The organism is Mesorhizobium sp. M7A.F.Ca.US.006.04.2.1 (assembly GCF_004022915.1).
In the GTDB taxonomy this organism is placed as follows: Bacteria; Pseudomonadota; Alphaproteobacteria; order Rhizobiales; family Rhizobiaceae; genus Mesorhizobium; species Mesorhizobium ciceri.
Map to the genome: position 1 here is coordinate 1 of NZ_RZQA01000015.1, position 21453 is coordinate 21453.

The following is a 21453-nucleotide window of genomic DNA, read 5'->3' on the forward strand; positions in this document are numbered from 1 at the left end:
GCGTCATCAGCGTCAGCACCAGGCCGCCAACGAAAGCGGCGGAGCGCGGCATGCCCAGGAAATTGATAAACACCGCGAGGCCGAGCAAGCCGAAGACGATTGACGGCACTGCGGCCAGATTGTTGATGTTGACCTCGATAAGATCGGTGAAACGGTTCTTCTTGGCGAATTCCTCCAGATAGATGGAGGCGGCGACGCCTATCGGCAGCGCGAGCAGCAGCACGATCACCATCATATAAAACGAGCCGATGATCGCCACGCCCATGCCCGAGGTTTCCGGGCGGCTGGAGGCGCCGTAGGTGAACAGGCCGCTGTTGAAGTGCTCGGCCATCGCGCCCTCGGCCTTGAGCTTGTTCATCCAGGTGATCTGCTGGTCCGAGACCTTGCGTCGCGCTTCCTCGACACTGAGGTCGATCTGGCCCTTGAAAGCGGAGTCGAGATTGGCGGCGGCGAGGATGTTGACGTCGCGTGTCGTGCCGATCACCGAGGGATCGGCGGCAACGATGTCGCGCAACTGGACGCGGGCGCCTTCCGAAAGGAAGCCCTTGAGCTTCTGGATCATCGGCTTGTCATCAGGAGAGATGCCGAGCTTGGCCACCAGCGCGTTTTCGGCGAGCTTGGGATAATTCGCCTTGATCAGAACGCTCGGATCGGTTGCGCGCTTGCCGGAAGGATCGATCACCTTCTCGTCGAACGTGATCGGCAGTGACACCGTCGTCTGCCAGAAGGCGGTGTAGCCTTTCGAGACGATGGTGATCAGCATGATTGCCAGGAACGCCAGGCCTACGGAAATCGCCACGACGCCATAGATGCGGAAACGTCGTTCGGCGGCGTAACGGGCCTTCAGGCCGATGTCGCGGCGCGGATGGGCCGCCGGCCTGACCATCGTATCCATGGGAATGTCGGTCATTCGTACTGCTCCCGATATTTGCGCACGATGTAGAGCGCGACGATGTTCATCACCAGCGTCAGCGTGAACAGCGTCAGGCCGAGCGCGAAGGCGACCAGCGTCTGCGGCGAATTGAACTCGAGGTCGCCGGTGAGCTGGTTGACGATCTTGACGGTGATGGTCGTCATCGCCTCGAACGGGTTGATGGTGAGGTTGGCGGCGACGCCCGCCGCCAGCACGACAATCATCGTTTCGCCGATGGCGCGCGAGGCAGTCAGCAGGATGGCGCCGACGATGCCGGGCAGTGCAGCCGGCAGGATCACCCGCTTGATCGTCTCCGAGCGGGTCGCGCCGAGGCCGAGCGACCCGTCACGCATGGCGCGCGGCACCGCGGTTATGATGTCGTCTGAGAGAGAGGAGACGACCGGGATCAGCATGACGCCCATGACCAGGCCGGCGGTGAAGATGCTCTGGCCCTGGATGAACGGCGAGCCGCCGGTCAGCGCCGCGGACAGGTCGCGCAGGAACGGCCCAAGCGTGACGACGGCGAAGATGCCGTAGACGATGGTCGGTATGCCGGCCAGCAGTTCAAGCGCCGGCTTGACCACCGAGCGCACCCTGGGCGTTGCGTATTCGGCCATGTAGACAGCCGACATCAGCCCGACCGGCACCGCCACCAGCAGCGCGACGGCGGCGATATAGAGCGTGCCGGCAAGAAGCGGGATCAGGCCGAACTGGCCCTGGCTGCCGCCCGAACCGGCAGCGGCAAAACGCGGATCCCAGACCGTGCCGAAGAAGAAACTCATCGGCGAGACGCTCTCGAAGAAGGTGATCGTCTGGAACAGCATCGAAAGCACGATGCCGACGGTGGTCAGGATGGCGATGGTGGAGGCGGCAAGCAGCCCCCACAGCATCAACCGCTCGACATTGTTGCGCGCCCTGGCGCGCGGCTCGATCTGCCTGAGCGCATAGAAGGCACCGGCGATCGAGGAAGCGAGAATGACAATGGCACCGAACAGGCCGAGCCGGTCCTGGACCTTGTTCGCCTCGACGGCGATCGGGATCATGTAATCCTGTGTGTCGCTCGCCAGTGCCACGCCCTTGGCGGCGAGCAGCGGCTGCAACTCGGCAAAGCTGGCAGGCATTGCGGCCAGTGTGCCAGCATCGAGTTTGCGCAGGCCCCTGGCGAGGCTCTTTACCAGGCTGACATCCAGTGCCTCGCTGGCAACCTTGCTGTCGACGGTACGCTCGGGCAAGGCAGCGTGGATGTGCCGGTCAAGATAGACCGAAGAACCGACGGCCCAGACGGCAAGCAGCAAAAGAGCAGGCAGGACGGCGAGCAGGAAGGCCCACCAGCCGTGATAGTGGGCACGCGAATGCGGCTTGACCTTGCCATTGTCCTGGGCCGCGGCACGCTGCCGGCCGATGAAAAAGGCAACCAGGCCGACGGCAACGACGATGGCCAGTACGAGCAAGGACGACATGGACCCACCCCAAGGGAAATTCTGACGCAGCCGCCATTGCGGCCTGCGGTGAAACCGGGGCGCGGATTTGACCCGCACCCCGGTTCGGCAGCTTGATTACATCGACTTTCCGGCGGCGAAAGCGTCACGCTGGGCCTGACGCTCGGCATCCGGAGCAGCAACGAGGCCGTATTCGGCGAGCGGGCTTTCCGGGCCAACCATCTGGTCGTCGAGGAAGAACTCGACATATTCCTTGAGGCCGGGAACGACGCCCAGATGCGCCTTCTTGACGTAGAAGAACAGCGGGCGCGAGACGGGATACTTGCCGCTGGCAATCGTCTCGGTCGAAGGCACGATACCTTCCACGGTGGCGACCTTCAGCTTGTCGGCATTGTTCTCATAGAAGGCGAGGCCGAACACGCCGACGCCGGTCTTGTTGGAGTCGATGCGGGCGAGCGTCTCGGTATAGTCGCCATCGATGTCGACGGCCTTGCCGTCCTTGCGGATGGCAATGCAGGTTTTGCCGATTTCCTTGTCGTCGGCAATGCCGGCGGCCTTGAGAGCAGCCTTGTCACAGCCGGCATCGAGGAGCTTGGTCTCGAACACTTCGCGCGTGCCGTGCTTTTCGCCCGGAATGTAGGCGGCGATGTCCCAGTCGGGCAGCTTCGGATTGACCTGGCTCCACTTGGTGTTCGGATTGTCGACGAGCTTGCCGTCGACGACCAGCTTGGCCGCGAGCGCCTTGTAGATGTCGGCGGGAACCAGCGCCCAGTCCGGGCCCTTGATGTCGGTGGCGAAGACGATGCCGTCATAGCCGATCCGGACTTCCTGGACTTCCTTCACGCCGGCGGCGGCGCAGGACTTGAGTTCGTCCGCCTTGATCGGACGCGACGAGTTGGCGATGTCGATCGTGTCTTCGCCGACGCCCTTGCAGAATTCCTTGATGCCGGCGCCGCTGCCGCCGGATTCGACGACCGGGGTCTTGAAGTTGGTGAACGTTTCGCCGAACTGCTCGGCAACGATCTTGGCATAAGGTAACACGGTCGATGATCCGGCGACCTGGATCTGGTCGCGCGCGGCGGCGAAGCCGGACGACGCGGCGAGCGCAAGCGCAGCGGCCGACGCCGTATAGAGGAATTTCTTCATGTGGCCTGCTCCTGTTCGGAAGATGGTCTCTCGGCGCTCGTCAGTCGGCGCCCGCTGAGGCCAATAGCCTTCGATTATAACAGTCGCATGACAGTTTGATGTCACCCCGGTAACGCGTCATCGCGATGAGCAAAACGCCGCCTGGCCGGCACTGACCACGCAGCCCGGCTTTGTCCCCGGAATCAGAGACTTGCTCCGCTTGGGGCCGAGATTGGCCGGCGATTTGGGGTTAGCCGGCCTTTACGAAAAAAAGCCGGACGGGAGCGCGTTGCTCTCAGCCAGACGGTGTCATGGCCGGGCCATCGCCGAAAACAGGTCCGTTGGGGTAGGTTGACGCTGTCTCATGCCGGCGGTCGCTGCTCCCGCCCGTAACTGGAAAGGGAGGAATCGAACGCCGCCATTGTCTCGACTGGATACAACCTTTGATATGGTGCGATCGCACCATAGTCTTGGCCGCTGGCAGGGCGCGAATCTTCGCCGTATTTCCGGCACTCGGACAGGCAGGACCGGCCCTACCCGGCGTTGCGCTGAGCCTGCCGGCTGGCGCCGACCCAGCGCTCGACCTTCTCGAGCAGCGCCCGGGGACTGATCGGCTTGGGCAGATAGTCGTCCATGCCTGCCTCCAGGCAGCGCTCGCGGTCGCCCTTCAGCGCATGCGCGGTGACGCCGACGATCGGCACATGCGTGCCGGTTTCTTCCTCCAGCCGGCGAATGGCGGCGGTCGCTTCGAGACCGTTCATCTCCGGCATGGAGACATCCATCAGGATCATGCACGGGTTGAGCCGGCCGAAGGCGTCGAGCGCCTTGCGGCCATTGCCGACGATCTCGAAACCATAACCGGTCTCGCCGAGGATCTGGGTGAACACCATCTGGTTCACCTCATTGTCCTCGGCCACCAGTATGTCCAGCCTGTCGCCACCAGCCGCCACCGGTGGCCGCGGGCGAATCGAAGGCGGCTGCAGCAGCGCCCGCTGTTCGGACGGTGCCGAGGGCTGCGGCCGCGTCACATTGCTCGCAGCGACGTCGGCCGCGAGCGGCTGCGCGTCGCTGCCGCCAGTGTTGTGGCGATGCCGCTGGATGGTGGCGACCAGCGTTTCCAGCAGCACCGAAGAGCGCGCCGGCTTGATCAACTGGGCATCGATGCCGAGATCGCGATAGCTGGTGTTGGCGAGCGACTGGTCGACCGAGGTCAGCATGATGATCGGCGTTCCGGCAAGGCCAGCGGTGTTGCGCACGATCCGCGCCATTTCGGCGCCGCTCATTTCAGGCATCTGGTAGTCGAGCACGACGCAATCGACCGGCACGCCATAGGCGGCTGCGGCGATCAGCACCTTGAGGCCTTCGGCGCCGCTTTCGGCCGCGCAGGAATCGAACGTCCATGATGTCATCTGCTCGGTCAGGATCGCCCTGTTGACGGCATTGTCGTCGACGATCAGCACGCGCGCGCCGGTCACGTCGATCGGCATGATGCGTTGTCCGTTCTGCTGTCCGGCCCTCGGCAGCGTCACCGAGAACCAGAACGTCGAACCCTTGCCTTCGGCGCTTTCGACCCCGATGTCGCCGCCCATCAGCTCGACGAGCCGCGAGGTGATGGCGAGGCCGAGGCCGGTCCCCTCGTGCCGCCGCGTCGATGAAGTGTCGACCTGGCTGAATTTCTCGAACACCAGTTTCAGTTTTTCCTCGGGGATACCGATGCCCGTATCGGTGACCGAAATGGTGAGCTTCGTTCCGGCTGGAACCCTCTCGCCGGTGACGTCGACCAGCACATGGCCCTCATCAGTGAATTTCACCGCATTGCCGAGCAGGTTGGTGACGATCTGCCTGATGCGGCCGACATCGCCGATGAATAGGCTCTCGAGCCGAGGCTCGACACGTACGATCAGCTCGAGGTCCTTCTCCTTGGCGCGCGTCGACACCAGCGTCGCCACGTCCTCGATCGCCTCGGCCAGATTGAAGGGCGCCGGATCGAGCACCAGCTGACCGGCATCGATCTTGGAGAAGTCCAGTATGTCGTTGATGATGGTGAGCAGCGCATTGCCCGACTTCACGATGATGTCGGTAAACGTCTTCTGCTTCGGGTCGAGGTCCGATTTGGCCAGCAGTTCGGCCATGCCGAGCACGCCGTTCATCGGCGTACGTATCTCATGGCTCATATTGGCGAGGAATTCCGACTTGGCGCGGTCGGCGAGCACGGCGCGCTGACGCGCCTCGCGCAGTTCGGCCTCCCGCATCTTCAGCTCGGTGATGTCGGTGGTCGAGCCGATCAGGTAGAGCGAACCGTCGGAGGCGATCATCGCGCCCTTGCGGGCGAATTGATGCCTGACGCTGCCGTCGGCCAGCGTCACCGTCTCTTCGACCTCCTGAGTTTCGCCGGTGCGCAGCACGGCGAGGTCGCCATTGACAAAGGCCTCGCCATCCGGCCCGAAAATCTCGATGTCGGTCTTGCCGATGGCCTCTTCCTTGCTGAAGCCCGTCAGATCGCACCAACCCTTGTTGACATAGAACTGCCGGAGATCGGAGCGCTTGGCGTAGATCGATACCGGTACATTGTCGATCAGGCTGCGGAACACCTCGTTCTCGCGCATGCTTTCTTCCAGCGCACGCTCGCGTGCCTTGACGTCGGTGATGTCGGTGCTCGAACCGACCAGATGCACCGACCCGTCCAGCGCCACCAGGCGGCTCTTGCGGGTCATCAACTGCCGAACCGTGCCGTCGCGATGGGTGACGGGTTCCTCGACCTCCTTGACGACGCCCGTCACGGCGACTTGCGTGTCGTCATGGCTGTAGCCATCCGCGTCCTGCGCGCCGAACAACTGCCGGTCGGTGCGGCCGATGACATCCTCCTTTGCCAAGCCGGTGATCGCGCACCAAGCCTTGTTGACGAATTCGATGCTCAGGTCCTGCGCCTTGATGAAGGCGGCCACCGGCAACTCGTCCATCACATGCCGGAACAGGTCGATCTGGCGCATGGAATCGCGCAATGCCGCCTCGCGGCTCTTGATCTCGGAGATGTCGACGCGAACGCCGATGAAGGTGCCGTCGTCGGTCCGCATGTCGTAGACCTGATACCAGCGGCCATCGGGATTGTGACGCTCGTAGGAGGAACTGGGCAAGCGGTAGCGGGCGAGGATCGCGTCCAGCCAGCGGTCATGATCGCTGTCGTAGAGCTGGTCGATTTGCGGATCGCCGCTGCTGCGGAAATAGCCGTTCGCATGACCCAGCACGAGTGCTTCGCGGAATGTACAGCCGGGCTGCCACGCCGGCTTCAAGGCCGGCAGCGTATCCTGGATCTTGCGGTTGGCGAAAACGAACCTGTCGTCGCGATCGTAGATGATCACGGCGGCCGGCAAGGATTCCAGCACGCTGGCGAGATGCTTGCGTGCGTCCTGCGCCTCCGTCTCGCGGCGCTTCATGTCGGAAATGTCGAACAGGAAGCCGGCAACGTAGTTGCGGCCGCTGGCCATGCCGACGCGGCTCTTCCGGACGATGCGCGAGCGGCTGGCGCCGTCGACCTCGAAATTCTCTTCCACTTCGTACGGCCGCCCGGTGGCAAGGACGTCACGTTCGCTCTGCTCGAAAAGCGCGACAGCGTTCGTTGGGAGGAAATCGCCGCCGGGCTTGCCGAGCATGGCTTGCGGCGTCTGGCCAAACAGAGCGGCGAACGCCTCGTTGACGAAGACGAAACGCAGATGGTCGTCCTTGACGAAGATCGGATCCTTGACGGCGTTGATCACCGCTTCCGCCAGCCGCGCTTTCTCCAGCGCGTCGGCAAGTTCGGCCTCCCGGTCCTTCGTGTCGGTGACGTCGACATAGGAGATCAGCCGCTTCCCGCCGGCCAGCGGCGCCATCGACGATATCAGCGTGCGGCCGTCATTGCGTGGGAACTGCCGCGATCCGGCGATACCGGCCCTGATTTCCGCCTCGCGCTCGGCGATATGCCGCTGCCATGACGCGTCGTCGGAGCCAAACGGATCGATGTCGCGGCTGGCGTCCATCAGATCGCGAAAGCTGCAGCCGATCTCGGCGCGCCGCGCGTCGATCTGCCAGAAATCATAGAAAGCACGGTTGATGATCTCGGCGCGCATATCGGCGTCGAGCACGAGGACACCGATCGGCATCTGGTCGACCATTGTGCGGAGACTGGCGAAGGTCTCGGCATTCCTGGCATTGGCGCTTTTGATCTCCGCATCGCGCTGCTTGATCTCGGTGACCTCATAGTAGGTCAGCAGCCGCTTGCCCCCGGACAACGCCGTCACCGAAAACATCATCGTCCTGCCGTTGGCATGGACAAATTCGCGCGGCGCGACGGATCCGGCGCGAATCTCGTCGAGGCGAGTAGCGAGGTAGCGCTGCCATTGCTGTTCGTCGATGTCGCCATAGATGCCGCTGCGGCGGTTGAGCTCCATCAACAGGCTGAACGGAGCGCCGACGGCAACAGCGCCGTCCGGAATCCTCGAGAGGTCGCGATAGGCCTTGTTGACGATCAGCGTGTCGAGCCTGGCATCGAGAAGCACGACGCCCATATGCATGGCGTCCATCGTCCGCTCGAGGTCGGCCAGATGCTGGTCGGGCTCGCCGTCACCCGATGGTTCCCGCCCCAGATTTTTGAAGGCGCCGGCCAGAGCCGTGACGTTGCGGCCGATGCCGCGATAGCCGGCAAATCTTCCTTCGTCGTCGAACTTTGGAAAGCCTGACGTCAAAACCCAGCGACAGTCGGCGCTGCCAGCCTTGAGCTCGTAGACGAAGTCGCGAAAAGGCCGGTGCGCCTGCAGATCCTCCAGATGCGCCGCGCCACTGCGATCGCCGTTCAGGACCTGGTTGAGGAAGTCGAAGCGGAACCGGCCAAGCACGTTTGCCGGATCGATGCCGGTGGCGGCCTGGTAATTTTGCGAAAGCCAGGAGAAGCGCAGTTCGGCGTCCGTTTCCCAGACCCAGTCCGAACCGGCTTCGACGAGTCGGCGAAGCGCATCGTTCGAATCCATGCAAGAGGCGGACGATGAGGCATCGTCGCCATGCACCGTGGATCTGCGAGGCCCGCGCTTGCCGCGCGCGCCGATTGTTTCGTCCGCTTCCGCCATGCCGTCCCCACCCCGAAAACCAAGGCCGAACCCTCCTCCGCGGTTCGTCGGCGGAATCTGCCCGAGAAGCATTAAGGATCCGCTAACCTTAACGGTCGGTTGGACAGGATTGCGCGGCGCGGTCTGCTTCATTCCGCCCGGTTGTCGGCGGGGTCGAACCCGCTATATAAGCAACGGCAGGGGTATTGCTGATGCTTGGACGGATTGTGCCTTTTTTCATGGGGCTGGCGCTGCTTTTCGGCGGCGGTTGCTCGCGCAGTTATGACGGCACGGTCGTCATCCCGAGACCGCTTGATGTCCGGCGATTCTGGGATCGGCCGCCACCGAATGTCGACTATGGGCAATCCGAGGTCGAGAACGGCGCTTTTCCTGTGGCGCCGCAGCCGGACCGGCGTTTTTCCGAGCGCAAGGTCAGCCATGCCGCACCGAGACGGCACCAGACGAGGTTGCCTGCGTCCGCTTCCCTATCGGCGCCAGCGAAACCGCTGACCTGCAGGAACGTCAGCGAGCCTGGCAAGAGAGCTCGCATGGTCTGCGATTAGATCGGAGCGGGTCCCTAAAAGCGGGACCCGGTTTTCGGATGGGATGCGATCAAGACGCGATCCGCGGATAGCTTCGGTGACCTGGCCTCACAGTGAAGCAGCGCCCTTTTTCGGCTCCTTCGCACCGAGCTTGTCGAGTGCAAGACGAACCTGACGCAGATCTTCCTGCCAGCCGTCATCGTCGTCCATCGGACCCTCCGAGGCAGCCCGCTGCAGCCCACGCGCCTCGGATTCGATCTCGCGCAGTTCGGCGATTTTCTGTTCGGTGGTCAGCGAGTCATCTTCGACGATCTCCAGCACCCGCATTTCCCGGAACGTAGCCACGGCGTTTCTCCCGGCTGATGTCGATCACAACGCCGTGAGCGCCTCTCTGTTCCAGCCGGATCAGGCAACCGCATCGCAGCAGGCACGCCGCAGCCGGTGATCGCCAATTGGGGAAGCCGGCGATCATTCGGCCGGGAAAAACGCCGGGCCGACCACGCGCACCGACCGCTTGCCGGCCTCGATCGAAAGGTGCTGGGCGGCACCTGGCGCTTCGGCATCGATTCCAGGGACGGCCGCAACCGTGCCGAGATCCGGCTTCGCCGTCGGCAGCGGAATAATGGCATTGCGCATGTTGGCGGGCGTCACAGTCCTGGCTCGCAGTTCGGTGACCCGCTGGTAGTATCGCTTGACGTCGCATGCCTTGAAATTCGCATCATCGCGATATCTGAAGGCCGCCGGCAGTTCGGTATAAGGCTTGCGCGTGTCGAGCGCGACCATCTGGTCGGTTTCGAGGCTGGCATCGCTCAACGTGTAGAGGTCGACGCTGGGGTCATCGCAGATGTAACGGCATTGATCGGCCGTCTCCTTCAGATCACCGCTGGCGGCGAATTGCGACTTTGGCGCCGGGAAGAAATACCCGTCCGACAGACGCACGCAAAACAGCATCGCATTGCCGCCGAACGTGGTGCTCGCCGATTGGGTGCCGGGCGCGGCGCGCGCAGACCGTTGCTTTGCCGAAGGCGCGCAGCCAAGCGCCACGAGGCGCGCTTGCAGACCCGCCGTGTCGCGGCCTGAATTCCCGGCGGCAGCGATCCGGCGCTGCACATCCGAGCGGCTCCTGGCGAGATCGGCGCAAGCGTTGAAGAGACCACCAAGCGAACTTTTCGCCGTGCACTGGCGCTGTCTCTCGATAGTCTGGATGGCTGCAAGTTGCCGGCGCAGTTGAGCAAGCTCCGGGTTCGCCCCGTTGCTGCGGCCACCCGAAAGCAACTGGCTTCTGATCGCGCCGCAGCTGTCCGCGTAGGACGAAAGCGTCCCGAACAAAACCGCCGCCAGCGAAATCAATGCGACCATCATGGAAGGCCAGAAACGGATCATCGGACAACTCGGTCCTTTTTGCGGAGAACCCGGAATTACAGTCCATAACTTACACAAGCTTCAGCTATATGAGTAAACTCTAATTATCTCAAGAACTTCAGCTCGAATAAGCTTTTGTCTATTGTATTATGTCATCTCGTGTAAATTCGATATTACATTTTTATTTCAAGATTGAGACGAACCTCGAAGGAAAGCGCAAGCCCGACCCTCGCCGCGGACCTGCAACGAAACGGACCGCCATTATCGCCAGGCGTTCGAAACCTTTGCCCGGTCTTCCGCGTTGAAGGACCAAAGGGAGAACGCAGATGTCGATCCACTTCACCGTCTCGGACCTGACAAGAAACCTGTTTCACTCGCTGGGGCTGGATCAGCGCGCGCCAAGGCCTCTCAATCCCGAACAAAGCCTGTTGCTGGAATGCTATCTGGCCGGTCAGGTTCCAGAATCGGCCTGGAACGACTACGTCTTCGAAACGCCCGATCTTGCCCGGCATGCCGCGGCAAGGCGCAGTCACCATTGAGCCGGCGGCGGGTGCCTACTTGGGAGAGGCGAATTGCAACGTGAACACGTTGCCGGCGATGCCTTGCGCCAGTTTCGCTGAGAAGGTCAGGGGCAGACAATTCTGCAAGGCGGTCGTTGCGGCGTCGACAAAGGACTTCTTCGCCTTGGCATCGCCTTCCACCTTGATGGCTGTCGGCCTCGGTGGGCCGATCAGCGTGCCGTCCCGCTTGAAGCTGAAGCTCAAGGTGACGCTGGCGGTTCCCGCTCCCGCCGGCGGTGTCCAGCAAGCCTGGATCGCGGCCCCGACATCGTCCATCGTGTTGAGTTCAGCCGCACTTGACGCATGAACAGCGCCCGCCAGCATCACGCCCGCAACCGCAATCCGTCTCGCAACGCTTTTCATCGCCAGCCCTCACGCCTGACCACGGTCCATCTGGGACGCTCAATGGATGGTAGGGCCAACGTCGGCAATGGCAATATCTCTCGGCAAACTTGACGCCGAAAAAGCGACACCTGACTGGGCTTGCGCGGTCTGATCGCTGCTCGATCGCGCCCGGCGATAAAGCAATGCCGGGTTAAGTGTGAAACGGTTTTCCCGGAAAAGCGCATAACGCTTTTCCCTTGGGAATTGCGTCGAACAAAGCGTGCGAAAAGCAAAAGGCCGGCATTGCGCCGACCTTTCCTATCGCTGCGACGTTCTGCGCCAGTACATCCGTGGTCGCGGGCCGAAAGCGAATTGCCTGCAGTAGACAGGGCTTTGGTTAACGAACCCTTAAGCTCAGGCCTTGGCCTGGGACTTCACATGGGCGATATAACCGCGCACGTCGCCGGCCGGCTCGCTATAGGCCTTGCCGAGCTTCTTCTCGATCGCCGCCACATAGTCCTTCGCCCATGTGGGCAAGGCATAGTCGATGACGGCCAGAAATTCGAGCGTCGCCGCCAGCCGGATATCGGCGATCGACGGATGCTTGCCGCCGATGAACGGCTTGCCGTCCCTGAAGAACGAGTGGAAGACCTCCAGCGGCTCGGCGATCGCCGCCATCGCCGCCTTCTGGGCTTCGGACTTCTTGTCGGGATGGGCGTCGCTGTGGCCGACCTCGCCGGCATAGTGCGGGAAGCCGAGCGCCGGATAGGTGGCGCGCGCCACATAGGGGTAGAGCGTGCCGATCAGGTAGAACATCGCACTGTCGACCATCGCCCGCTTGGCCGGTGCCTTCGGATAGAATTTCTCCAGCCCGTGCTTGTTGGCGAGATATTGCATGATGGCGCAGCTTTCCCACAGCACGCCTCTGGGCAGGCCCTTGTCCTCGATCATCGGCGTCAAATGGGCGGGATTTCGCGCCATGAACTCCGGCGAACGGGTGTGGCCCCAGGCATCGGTCTCGGCGTGGTCGAAACCCGCCGCGCGCGCAAACACCCGCACGGTCATGTTGTTGACGCTGGGCTTCAGCATGCTGAGCTTCAGCGTCGGCTTCTTGGCCGGCTTGGCCTTGGCCCTTGGCGCGGCATTTGCCGTCGCCTTCACGGCAGGCTTGGCGGCCGCCTTGGCTTTTGGCTTTGCCGCAGCTTTCGCCGCCGGCTTGGCGGCAGCTTTGGCCGCGGATTTCCCGGCAGTCTTCGTCGCTGTCTTGGCCATCTTGTTCCTCCCTCTGGTCTGCTCAGTATGGGTTCTTCGGCGCCCGATCGTCCGACAGGGTGGCACGGGAACGCTCTACGAGCGTCTGGATCGCATCGGCGAGATGCACTTCGGCGATGTTGTAGTCGCCGCGCCCGACCCGCAGCCTGTGCGCTTCCATCAGCACATCCGCATGGGTGAAGCCCGCCGGCGGTTCGAAGCGGTAGGACGCCAACTCGATCAGCAAGCCGAGCGGATCCTCGAAATAGATCGAATCCATGAAACCGCGATCCTTGACGCCGCTGTGCTTGATGCCGCGCTCGTCAAGCCGGGAGACCGCCTGCAGGAAGGTGACGCGCGACACCGAAAAGGCGATGTGGTGAACACAGCCCGGATCGGTCGGCGTGCGCCGCTTCTCCGGCGTCCGGCTCTCGTCGGTGAAGATAGTGATCAGCCGGCCGTCGCCGGGATCGAAATAGAGGTGGCTTTCCCTCGGCTTGTCGAGATTGGGCTGTTCGAAGATGAACGGCATGCCGAGCACGCCTTCCCAGAAATCGATAGAGGTCTGGCGCCCGGCGCCGACCAGCGTGATGTGATGGACGCCCTGCGATTGCAGCTTCTGCATTGGCCTTCCTCCCCCATGGATCAACTGGCCTTACGGACAGCGCGGCGTTCTGCGCGCCGCTGGAGCCGTACCCCAGGATCCATGATGTGATGCTAATGCAAACAGCTCCGCGGCGCCAGAAGCGACGAACGCGGTGACGCAACGGATAAAGCCGACTGATGGAAAGTGCGCCGTCCGCACTTCCGATGCCCGGCATCGGAAGCACGTACGCGCTGCGCTTTGGAGGCTGAGATCGGCGAATCCGGCCGATAGCCGACCGAATTGATGTACCGACTTACGAGCCGCTGCTGTTGACCGTAGTGCCGACGGTCGTGAAGATCCCGTTGAGCGAATTGCCAACCGCCCCGGCGCCGGTGATGATCGCGAGCGCGATGAGAGCTGCGATCAAGCCATACTCGATCGCGGTCGCGCCAGACTCGTCCCAAGCGAAACGATAAGCTATTTTCTGCATTTCAACCTCCTACAGCTACTAAAGCGAAAACTAATATTCGCCGTGAGTTGCGGGGACGTTAAGGTTCTCGGTTTCGCGTCCGTTAACATTTGCCAGACGAATGGAATAAAGGCCGGGCTGGTTGGCGCCACTGGCATTTTTTAAGGCTGCGGCTACCTGTGCAGAGCGGGTTTCCCGGACGCCACAGTATCGAGGCTCCGCGACTTCAGAAACGAAATCGACGGCATCCTGCAAAGTTGTCGAAAAACTTGGTACGCCCAAGGGGAATCGAACCCCTGTTCCCGCCGTGAGAGGGCGGTGTCCTGACCGCTAGACGATGGGCGCGTTCAAGAACCGGCGATATAGGCTGAGCGCTGGGAAAAAGCAACTGGGGTTAGGCCGCTTTCCCCGGTCGAGGAAAAGCCGGCCGTCAGCCTATCGTTTCGGTTCGATCAGATCCCAGAGATTGCCATGCAGATCGGCGAAAACCGCCACCGTGCCGTAGGGCTCGAAGCGCGGTGCTTCGCGGAATTCGACGCCTTTCTCCAGCATCGCCGCGTGGTCGCGGGCAAAGTCGTCGGTTTCCAGGAACAGGAAGACACGCCCGCCGGTCTGATCGCCGATACTTTTGCTTTGCGCCTCGTCGGAAGCCTCGGCCAGCAGCAGCCTGGCGCCCTGCCCGTTGGCCGGCGCCACTGTGACCCAGCGCTTGCCGCCGCCGAGATCGACATTTTCGACGAGCAGGAAACCCAGCCTCTCGACATACCAGGCAATCGCCTCGTCATAATTGGCGACGACCAGGGCGACCGTGGCGACGCGACGATGTTCGGCGAACCCGCTCATCCCCGAGGCTTGCTCATGGGCCTGCTGCCGTTCATCGTTGCGGCTCGGTCACTTGTTGCGGATCGCAAAGCGGCCGATCAGGCGTCGCTCGGTGATGTCGTAGACGAAGATCGTCCGGCTGCCGTCGGCAAGCTCGGCGTCGATCGAGACACGGTTGCCGGACAGCGACTGGCTGACCACCTTGGCCCCGACCGGCAGCACGATGTCGCCGCTGACCGGTTCGCCGGCGGGTGTCTGGATATCCCCGGCCAGCGGCGGGTTCGCCGGCGGTGCATTGCGCGCTTTGTAGACAAGGGCGCCGATCACCACCATAAGGGCGAGGAACAGCAGGCCGAGATTGATCCCGACGAAGCGGACGAGTTTCCTGCGCACCTTTTCGACCTCGGGGTCGAGCGGCTTATCCTGGTCTTCTTCGGCGATCGGGCTGGCCATGGCAAACAGTTCCGGAACGGTTTTTCAATGAGCGCTCATAACGAAGAGGCCCCTGAATTGATAGAGGCGGTACCGACCGTGCTGGTGGCGGATGCGGACGCGGCCGGTCAGCGCCTCGACCAGTGGCTGGCGGCAAGGCTTGGTCCGGACATGTCACGCAGCCGCGTGCAGATGCTGATCAGGCAGGGCGCGGTCTGGGTCGACGGCAAGCTGATCGATGAGACCAAGCGCAAGATGGCGCCGGGCGAAAGCGTGTCGGTTACCATGCCGGAGCCGGAGCCGGCGGAGCCGCAGGGCGAGAACATCGCACTCGATGTGCTTTATGAGGACGACGAGCTGATTGTCATCAACAAGCCGGCCGGGCTTGTCGTGCATCCCGGAGCGGGCAACTGGACCGGTACGCTGGTCAACGCGCTGATCCATCATTGCGGCGACAGCCTTTCCGGCATTGGCGGCGTGCGGCGGCCAGGCATCGTTCACCGCCTCGACAAGGAGACCAGCGGCGTCATGGTGGTCGCCAAGACTGACCGCGCCCACAAGTCACTCTCCGAGGCTTTCGCCGATCACGGCCTCACCGGCGATCTCGAACGTGCCTATCTGGCGCTGGTCTGGGGCATACCGCAGAGGCCGACCGGAAGGGTCGACGCGCCTCTCGGCCGCGCCGCCGACCGCGTGCGCCGTGCCGTGGTGCCGGAAGGACGCGACGACGCCCGCCATGCGGTCACCCACTTTGCCGTGCAGGAGCGCTTCGGCGAGAGCCAACAGGAGTTCGCCACCGCCAGCATGGTCGAATGTCGGCTTGAGACCGGCCGCACCCACCAGATCCGTGTCCACATGGCGCATATCGGTCATCCGGTGATCGGCGACCCCGATTATGGCCAGGCCTTCCGCACCAAGGCCAACCGGCTGCCGGAACCGCTGAAAAGCCAGGTCAAGGTATTTCCCCGGCAAGCTTTGCATGCCTGGCTCCTTGCATTTCGCCACCCCACTACCCATTTAACGATGAGGTTCGAGGCGCCGTTACCGAGGGACATGGAGGAACTCGTCGGCGGCTTCCGCAAACTCTGAACCCGTCACCGACAAGCCATCAAAAAACCTGACTGGCATTGTTCACTTCACCGTGACACACTGTTTCGTGTTGAACAAATGCCTGTCTTTTCTGGTTTTGTTCCTGTATAAGATCCGATGTCGCGGGCGAGCCTTTTGGTGCTCGCGTCACATGCCCGCCGCGTTTCGGGGGCATCACTCCAATAGAGAGGGGGCGCTATCATGGCCCAGTCATTACCCAGTATCGTTTCCGGCGAAGGCGGCCTCAGCCGCTACCTGGAAGAAATCCGCCGCTTTCCCATGCTGCAGCCGCAGGAAGAGTACATGCTCGCCAAGCGTTATGCCGAGCATGAAGACACCTCCGCTGCGCACAAGCTCGTCACCAGCCACCTCAGGCTCGTCGCCAAGATCGCCATGGGCTATCGCGGCTATGGCCTGCCGATCGGCGAAGTGATCTCGGAAGGCAATGTCGGCCTGATGCAGGCCGTCAAGAAATTCGAACCCGAGCGCGGCTTCCGCCTCGCGACCTATGCCATGTGGTGGATCAAGGCCTCGATCCAGGAGTACATCCTGCGCTCGTGGAGCCTGGTCAAGATGGGCACGACCGCCAACCAGAAGCGCCTGTTCTTCAACCTGCGCAAGGTGAAGGGCAAGATCCAGGCGCTCGACGACGGCGACTTGAAGCCCGATCAGATCGCCGAGATCGCCACCAGGCTGAACGTTTCCGAAGCCGAAGTGGTGTCGATGAACCGCCGCCTGTCGGGCGATGCCTCGCTCAATGCCCCGATCCGGGCGAGCGAAGGTGAGTCCGGCGAGTGGCAGGACTGGCTGGTCGACGACCACGAAAGCCAGGAAGAGATGCTGATCGAGCAGGACGAGCTGGAAAACCGGCGCGGCATGCTGTCGGGCGCTCTTGCCGTGCTCAACGAGCGCGAGCGGCGCATCTTCGAGGCCCGTCGCCTCGCCGAGGAGCCGCTGACGCTGGAAGAGCTTTCGTCCGAATTCGACATCAGCCGCGAGCGCGTGCGCCAGATCGAGGTGCGCGCCTTCGAGAAGGTGCAGGATGCGGTCAAGGCCGCCGCCAAGCGCCAGACCCAGGCGCTGCGCACCATTGAGGCGCAGCCCGCAGCCTAAAGCCGGCTAAAGGCAACAAGATCTAAAGGCGGCGCCAGGAAACTGGCGCCGCTTTTTTTCTTGTGTGGTTGGCGAAAGCGGAGGCGACATCCGATCTCCCCCGCAAGGGGGAGATTGCAGCTTCGCCGGCAGCGATCTCTCAAAGCCCATCCAGCGGAAACTTCAGGTACCGCCGGCCATTCGCTTCGGGTTCGGGCAGCCTCCCGCCATTCATGTTGACCTGCAGCGCATGCAGGATCAGCCGCGGCATCGGCAGCGTCCTGTCGCGCGCCTCGCGCAGGGCGACGAACTCGGCCTCGCTGCGGGCGGCGGCAAGATGGGTGTTGGTCGCCTTCTGTATGGCGACCGTGCTTTCCCACAAGGGTTCGCGGCCGCCGGCCTGATAGTCATGACCGACGAACAGCCGCATCTCGTCCGGCAACGCCAGTATGTCCTGGATCGAGCGCCAGAGCCGCGCGGCACTGCCGCCGGGAAAGTCCGTCCTCGCTGTGCCGCTGTCGGGCATGAACAGCGTGTCGTGGACGAAGGCGGCATCGCCGATCACATAGGTGATCGACGCCAGCGTATGGCCGGGCGAGAACAGCACCTTGACCGGAAGCGTGCCGACCGTGAAGGTTTCGCCTTCACCAAACAGCCTGTCCCACTGCGAACCGTCGGCGGGAAAATCCGGCCAGTTGTAGATCGCCTTCCACAAATTCTGGACGTCGACGACCCTGTCGCCGATCGCTGTCGGCGCTCCGGTCTTCTCCCTCAGATAGTGCGCCGCCGAGAAATGATCGGCGTGCGGATGGGTGTCGAGGATCCATTCGACGCTCAGCCCCTGCTCGCTGACGAAGTCGAGCAGGATATCGGCATTCGTCGTTGCCGTAGCACCGGATTTCTCGTCGAAATCGAGGATCGGATCGATGATGGCGCAGCGTTTCGTCGCCTGGTCGGCGACGACATACTGGATGGCCCCGGTCGGCTTGTCGTAGAAGCCGCTGACCTGCGGCCTGGCCAAAGCTACGTCCAATTCTGGCTTCCCCAACTCTCGGTCGTCAGGAATGATTTTCTCTGACGACACCCGAGAGGAGCATGGTTGTCCGCTCGGGTGAGCCAGTCAAGTATCATTTCGCTCGCGGCGACAGGAAAGCCAAAAACTGTTCCGAGGAGCGGTCAGGCAGAGGGCTGCTTGGTCTTCCGCAGATACGGCAGGATGGTCTCATAAGCGCCGAAGCGGTTGATCGCGTCCTCGTTGGAGACGGCAGCGGTGATGATGACGTCCTCGCCCTGCTTCCAGTTTGCCGGCGTCGCCACCTGATGCTTGGCGGTCAGCTGCATGGAATCGACCGCACGCAGGATCTCATCGAAGTTGCGGCCCGTGGTCATCGGGTAGGTCAGCACCAGCTTGATCTTCTTGTCCGGTCCGATGACATAGACCGAGCGCACCGTGGCATTGTCGGCCGGTGTGCGGCCTTCCGACGTCTCGCCGGCACCGCCCGGCAGCATGTCGTAGAGCTTGGCGACCTTGAGGTCCTTGTCGCCGATCAGCGGGTAGTTCACCGAATGGCCGGTCGCCGTCTTGATGTCGTCCTGCCACTTGCCGTGGCTTTCGACCGGATCGACCGAAATGCCGATGATCTTGACGTTGCGCTTCTTGAATTCGCCTTCGAGCCCCGCCATCGTGCCAAGCTCGGTCGTGCAGACCGGCGTGAAATTCTTGGGATGACTGAACAGGATCGCCCATCCGTCCCCGATCCAGTCATGGAATTTGATCGTCCCTTGCGTGGTCTCGGCGGTAAAATCCGGCGCAATGTCGTTGATACGAAGGCTCATGATACATCTCCCCTGTAAACGGAACCCGTCGGCAGCGAGGAACGACAAGCGGCAACCCATGCCGCCATCGAGCTGCCCCGCCCGGGCATCGTTGCATCTTAGCGCAAAAATTGTGACTGCAAGACAATATGAAACTCTTGTCGGCGGCAGGCGAGCATTTTTATGCTGCCGAATGCTCGGCACGCGGATGAGAGCCTGTTGGGCTGGACAGGAGAGATCCTGCCTCAGCTCTTGTTGACCGCCATTGTCACAGTCAGGTCTTCCATGCGCTGTGCCAGCGCGCTGAGCGCGTTGGTCAGCACGCTATCGCTCTTGTCGGCCTTGGTCAGAGCCTCGTCGCGGGTCTTGCGCAAGGTCAGCACTTCGCTTTCCATGCCCTTGACGCGTTTCTGCAACTCCGAGAGTTCATCCATCACCATAATGCCGGCCATCACGGTCAGCCGCTGATCGCCAATCTCGCCGAACGAGTCCTTCAGGTGTGAAACATAGCGGTCGAAACGTTCGGCAAGATCGATCAGATGCTCTTCCTGGCCCTCGTCGCAGGCCATGCGATACTGCTTGCCGTCGATTGAAACCGTGACCTGTGCCATCGGGCCAGCTCCTATCTGTCCAACACGGCGCGGATGGTTTCCATGGCGGTCACCAAACGTCGCGAGACTTCCTTGTTGGCATCTTCCAGCCGTTCGGCGCGCGCTTCGGAATTGTCGAGTTCCTGCGCCAGCCGCGAGCGATCGGCGTTCATCCGCTGCACCTCGGCCTCGGCTTCGGAGTAGTCCCGTTCATGCTCGAGCTTGGCCGCGACGGCGTTTTCCAGCCCCTCGATGGCCTTGCCCAGCCTCGCGATGACTTCCTTGAGTGTGGCTTCCCCGGTCATGGCCTTCGTCCTGTGCCCTGCCCATCACCGAATCGTTCACGTTCAGAACGCGTTATCCCTGAAACATTAGGCACCGGGTGAAGGCAACGTCAACAAAGCTCTCGCGACTGTCCCCCGCTAACGCTAATGTAGGTCCGCCGCCGGCATCACAAGACCGGCAAATGTGCACCCGATTTGTTGACTAAAAGCCCGCGCCTGCTATGTGTCGCGCACCCTTTTCAAGGGCTCTCCCAAGCCCCCAAACCCCCACTTCTGGAGGAACCATGACGTCGCGTGAACAACATGACCGGATGGCCAATGCGATCCGCTTTCTCTCCATGGACGCCGTCGAGAAGGCAAATTCCGGCCATCCAGGCCTGCCAATGGGCTGCGCCGATATCGCCACGGTGCTGTTCACGAAGTTCCTGAAATATGATCCGAAGGCCCCCCATTGGCCCGACCGGGATCGCTTCATCCTGTCGGCCGGCCACGGTTCGATGCTGCTCTATTCGCTGCTGCACCTGACCGGCTACGAGGACATGACGATCGACCAGATCAAGCATTTCCGCCAGTTGGGCTCGAAGACCGCCGGCCATCCCGAATACGGCCATGCCACCGGCATAGAGACGACCACCGGCCCGCTCGGCCAGGGTCTGGCCAATTCGGTCGGCTTCGCGCTCGGCGAGCGCATCATGAACGCAGCCTTCGGCAACGACCTCGTCGACCATTACACCTACGTACTGGCCGGTGACGGCTGCCTGATGGAAGGTGTTTCCCAGGAAGCCATCGCGCTTGCCGGCCATCTCAAGCTCAACAAGCTGATCGTCTTCTGGGACAACAACAACATCTCGATCGACGGCCCGGTCTCGCTTGCCGACAACACCGACCAGGTCGCCCGCTTCCAGGCCTCGGGCTGGAACGCCAGCCACATCGACGGCACCGATCCGGAAGCCATCGCCTATGCCATCGAAGCCGCTCGTCACTCCGACAAGCCGACGATGATCGCCTGCAAGACGACCATCGGCTTCGGCGCTCCAACCAAGGCCGGCACCAACAAGGCGCACGGTTCGCCGCTCGGCGCCGACGAGATCGCCGGTGCGCGCAAATTCTTCAACTGGGACTCGCCGCCCTTCGAGATTCCGGCCGACATCCTTGACGCATGGCGCGCCGCCGGTAAAACCGGCGCCAAGCCGCGCACCGACTGGGAGGGACGTCTGGCCAAGGCCGAGCCCAAGTTGAAGGCCGAGTTCGAACGCCGCCTCGCCGGCAAGCTGCCGTCGAATTTCGACGCCGTCATCGCCGACTACAAGAAGAAGCTGTCGGCCGACAAGCCGAAGGTCGCCACCCGCAAATCCTCGGAAATGGCGCTGGAGGTCATCAACGGCGCCGTGCCGGAAACCATAAGCGGCTCCGCCGACCTGACCGGCTCCAACAACACCAAGACCAGCCAGACCAAGAACATCACGCCCGACGATTACGGCCAGCGTTATGTCCACTACGGCATTCGCGAACATGGCATGGCGGCCGCCATCAATGGCTTGACGCTGCATGGCGGCCTCATCGCCTATGGCGGTACCTTCCTGTGCTTCTCCGACTATGCCCGCCCGTCAATGCGTCTTGCTTCGCTGATGGGCATCCGCTCGATCTTCGTCATGACCCATGATTCCATCGGTCTGGGCG

The 21453-nt window shown here is 62.4% G+C and carries 21 protein-coding genes and 1 tRNA gene; 5 read left to right on the forward strand and 17 right to left on the reverse strand.

Going from position 1 to position 21453, the window contains the following annotated elements:
* The 4 genes from EN925_RS01880 to EN925_RS01895 all read right to left on the reverse strand — a co-directional run.
* The coding region (locus EN925_RS01880) for a DUF3333 domain-containing protein (protein ID WP_128336298.1) at positions 1–910 on the reverse strand (910 nt) is incomplete at its 3' end.
* Positions 907–2373 carry a phosphate ABC transporter permease subunit PstC gene (gene pstC, locus EN925_RS01885; RefSeq protein ID WP_063169148.1) on the reverse strand — a complete coding sequence of 489 codons (1467 nt, stop codon included), beginning with the start codon at positions 2371–2373 and terminating at the stop codon, positions 907–909. The genes EN925_RS01880 and pstC, both read right to left, overlap by 4 nt.
* Before the next feature lie 96 nt (positions 2374–2469).
* Positions 2470–3498: a substrate-binding domain-containing protein gene (locus EN925_RS01890; protein ID WP_027163159.1), complete on the reverse strand. Its 1029-nt coding sequence runs from the start codon at positions 3496–3498 to the stop codon at positions 2470–2472.
* 512 nt (positions 3499–4010) lie between these two features.
* Positions 4011–8576, reverse strand: a complete 4566-nt coding sequence (locus tag EN925_RS01895; RefSeq protein ID WP_164894105.1) for a PAS domain-containing protein — start codon at positions 8574–8576, stop codon at positions 4011–4013.
* A 191-nt stretch (positions 8577–8767) separates the two neighbouring features.
* Between EN925_RS01895 and EN925_RS01900 the strand changes: the two genes are divergently transcribed.
* Positions 8768–9118: a hypothetical protein gene (locus EN925_RS01900; protein WP_013529266.1), complete on the forward strand. Its 351-nt coding sequence runs from the start codon at positions 8768–8770 to the stop codon at positions 9116–9118.
* A gap of 87 nt (positions 9119–9205) precedes the next feature.
* Here the strand turns inward: EN925_RS01900 and EN925_RS01905 are convergent, their stop codons facing one another.
* Both EN925_RS01905 and EN925_RS01910 read right to left on the reverse strand, forming a co-directional pair.
* Positions 9206–9442, reverse strand: a complete 237-nt coding sequence (locus tag EN925_RS01905) for a hypothetical protein (RefSeq protein ID WP_013529265.1) — start codon at positions 9440–9442, stop codon at positions 9206–9208.
* Between the two features lie 123 nt (positions 9443–9565).
* Positions 9566–10480: a DUF2865 domain-containing protein gene (locus tag EN925_RS01910; RefSeq protein WP_024503001.1), complete on the reverse strand. Its 915-nt coding sequence runs from the start codon at positions 10478–10480 to the stop codon at positions 9566–9568.
* A 305-nt stretch (positions 10481–10785) separates the two neighbouring features.
* Between EN925_RS01910 and EN925_RS01915 the strand changes: the two genes are divergently transcribed.
* The gene (locus tag EN925_RS01915) at positions 10786–10998 is read left to right on the forward strand and encodes a hypothetical protein (protein WP_013529263.1); all 213 of its coding nucleotides are present in this window, start codon (positions 10786–10788) and stop codon (positions 10996–10998) included.
* A 15-nt stretch (positions 10999–11013) separates the two neighbouring features.
* Here the strand turns inward: EN925_RS01915 and EN925_RS01920 are convergent, their stop codons facing one another.
* The 7 genes from EN925_RS01920 to EN925_RS01950 form a co-directional block, all read right to left on the reverse strand.
* The gene (locus EN925_RS01920) at positions 11014–11343 is read right to left on the reverse strand and encodes a hypothetical protein (protein WP_224620216.1); all 330 of its coding nucleotides are present in this window, start codon (positions 11341–11343) and stop codon (positions 11014–11016) included.
* Positions 11344–11757: 414 nt separating this feature from the next.
* The gene (locus EN925_RS01925; protein ID WP_127369309.1) at positions 11758–12615 is read right to left on the reverse strand and encodes a glutathione S-transferase family protein; all 858 of its coding nucleotides are present in this window, start codon (positions 12613–12615) and stop codon (positions 11758–11760) included.
* Between the two features lie 22 nt (positions 12616–12637).
* The gene (locus tag EN925_RS01930) at positions 12638–13219 is read right to left on the reverse strand and encodes a VOC family protein (RefSeq protein WP_013529260.1); all 582 of its coding nucleotides are present in this window, start codon (positions 13217–13219) and stop codon (positions 12638–12640) included.
* 274 nt (positions 13220–13493) lie between these two features.
* On the reverse strand, positions 13494–13670 hold the full coding sequence (locus tag EN925_RS01935) for a Flp family type IVb pilin (protein ID WP_063169152.1): 177 nt from the start codon (positions 13668–13670) through the stop codon (positions 13494–13496).
* 249 nt (positions 13671–13919) lie between these two features.
* Positions 13920–13994, reverse strand: a tRNA-Glu gene (locus tag EN925_RS01940).
* 90 nt (positions 13995–14084) lie between these two features.
* Complete coding sequence (locus tag EN925_RS01945; protein WP_063169153.1) at positions 14085–14492, reverse strand: VOC family protein; 408 nt, start codon at positions 14490–14492, stop codon at positions 14085–14087.
* Positions 14493–14540: 48 nt separating this feature from the next.
* Positions 14541–14924 (reverse strand): fimbrial protein, encoded by a 384-nt coding sequence (locus tag EN925_RS01950; RefSeq protein ID WP_013529257.1) that lies wholly within the window; start codon positions 14922–14924, stop codon positions 14541–14543.
* Positions 14925–14951: 27 nt separating this feature from the next.
* Here EN925_RS01950 and EN925_RS01955 point away from each other — a divergent pair, with 27 nt between their 5' ends.
* Positions 14952–15992: an RluA family pseudouridine synthase gene (locus EN925_RS01955; RefSeq protein ID WP_127369310.1), complete on the forward strand. Its 1041-nt coding sequence runs from the start codon at positions 14952–14954 to the stop codon at positions 15990–15992.
* A 201-nt stretch (positions 15993–16193) separates the two neighbouring features.
* Complete coding sequence (rpoH, locus tag EN925_RS01960) at positions 16194–17105, forward strand: RNA polymerase sigma factor RpoH (RefSeq protein ID WP_013529255.1); 912 nt, start codon at positions 16194–16196, stop codon at positions 17103–17105.
* Between the two features lie 139 nt (positions 17106–17244).
* Here the strand turns inward: rpoH and EN925_RS01965 are convergent, their stop codons facing one another.
* The 4 genes from EN925_RS01965 to EN925_RS01980 all read right to left on the reverse strand — a co-directional run bounded on the left by EN925_RS01965 (position 17245) and on the right by EN925_RS01980 (position 19794).
* A complete protein-coding gene (locus tag EN925_RS01965) occupies positions 17245–18117 on the reverse strand; it encodes an MBL fold metallo-hydrolase (protein WP_064993255.1) in 873 nt (290 codons plus the stop codon).
* A 143-nt stretch (positions 18118–18260) separates the two neighbouring features.
* Complete coding sequence (locus EN925_RS01970; RefSeq protein ID WP_063173204.1) at positions 18261–18920, reverse strand: peroxiredoxin; 660 nt, start codon at positions 18918–18920, stop codon at positions 18261–18263.
* A gap of 224 nt (positions 18921–19144) precedes the next feature.
* Positions 19145–19510, reverse strand: coding sequence for a cell division protein ZapA (locus EN925_RS01975; protein WP_013529252.1), 366 nt, complete (start codon positions 19508–19510; stop codon positions 19145–19147).
* A gap of 11 nt (positions 19511–19521) precedes the next feature.
* Positions 19522–19794 (reverse strand): DUF4164 domain-containing protein, encoded by a 273-nt coding sequence (locus tag EN925_RS01980; protein ID WP_013529251.1) that lies wholly within the window; start codon positions 19792–19794, stop codon positions 19522–19524.
* A gap of 263 nt (positions 19795–20057) precedes the next feature.
* Here EN925_RS01980 and EN925_RS01985 point away from each other — a divergent pair.
* Positions 20058–21453 (forward strand): transketolase (locus EN925_RS01985; RefSeq protein WP_164894106.1); only part of this gene is annotated, 1396 nt, incomplete at its 3' end.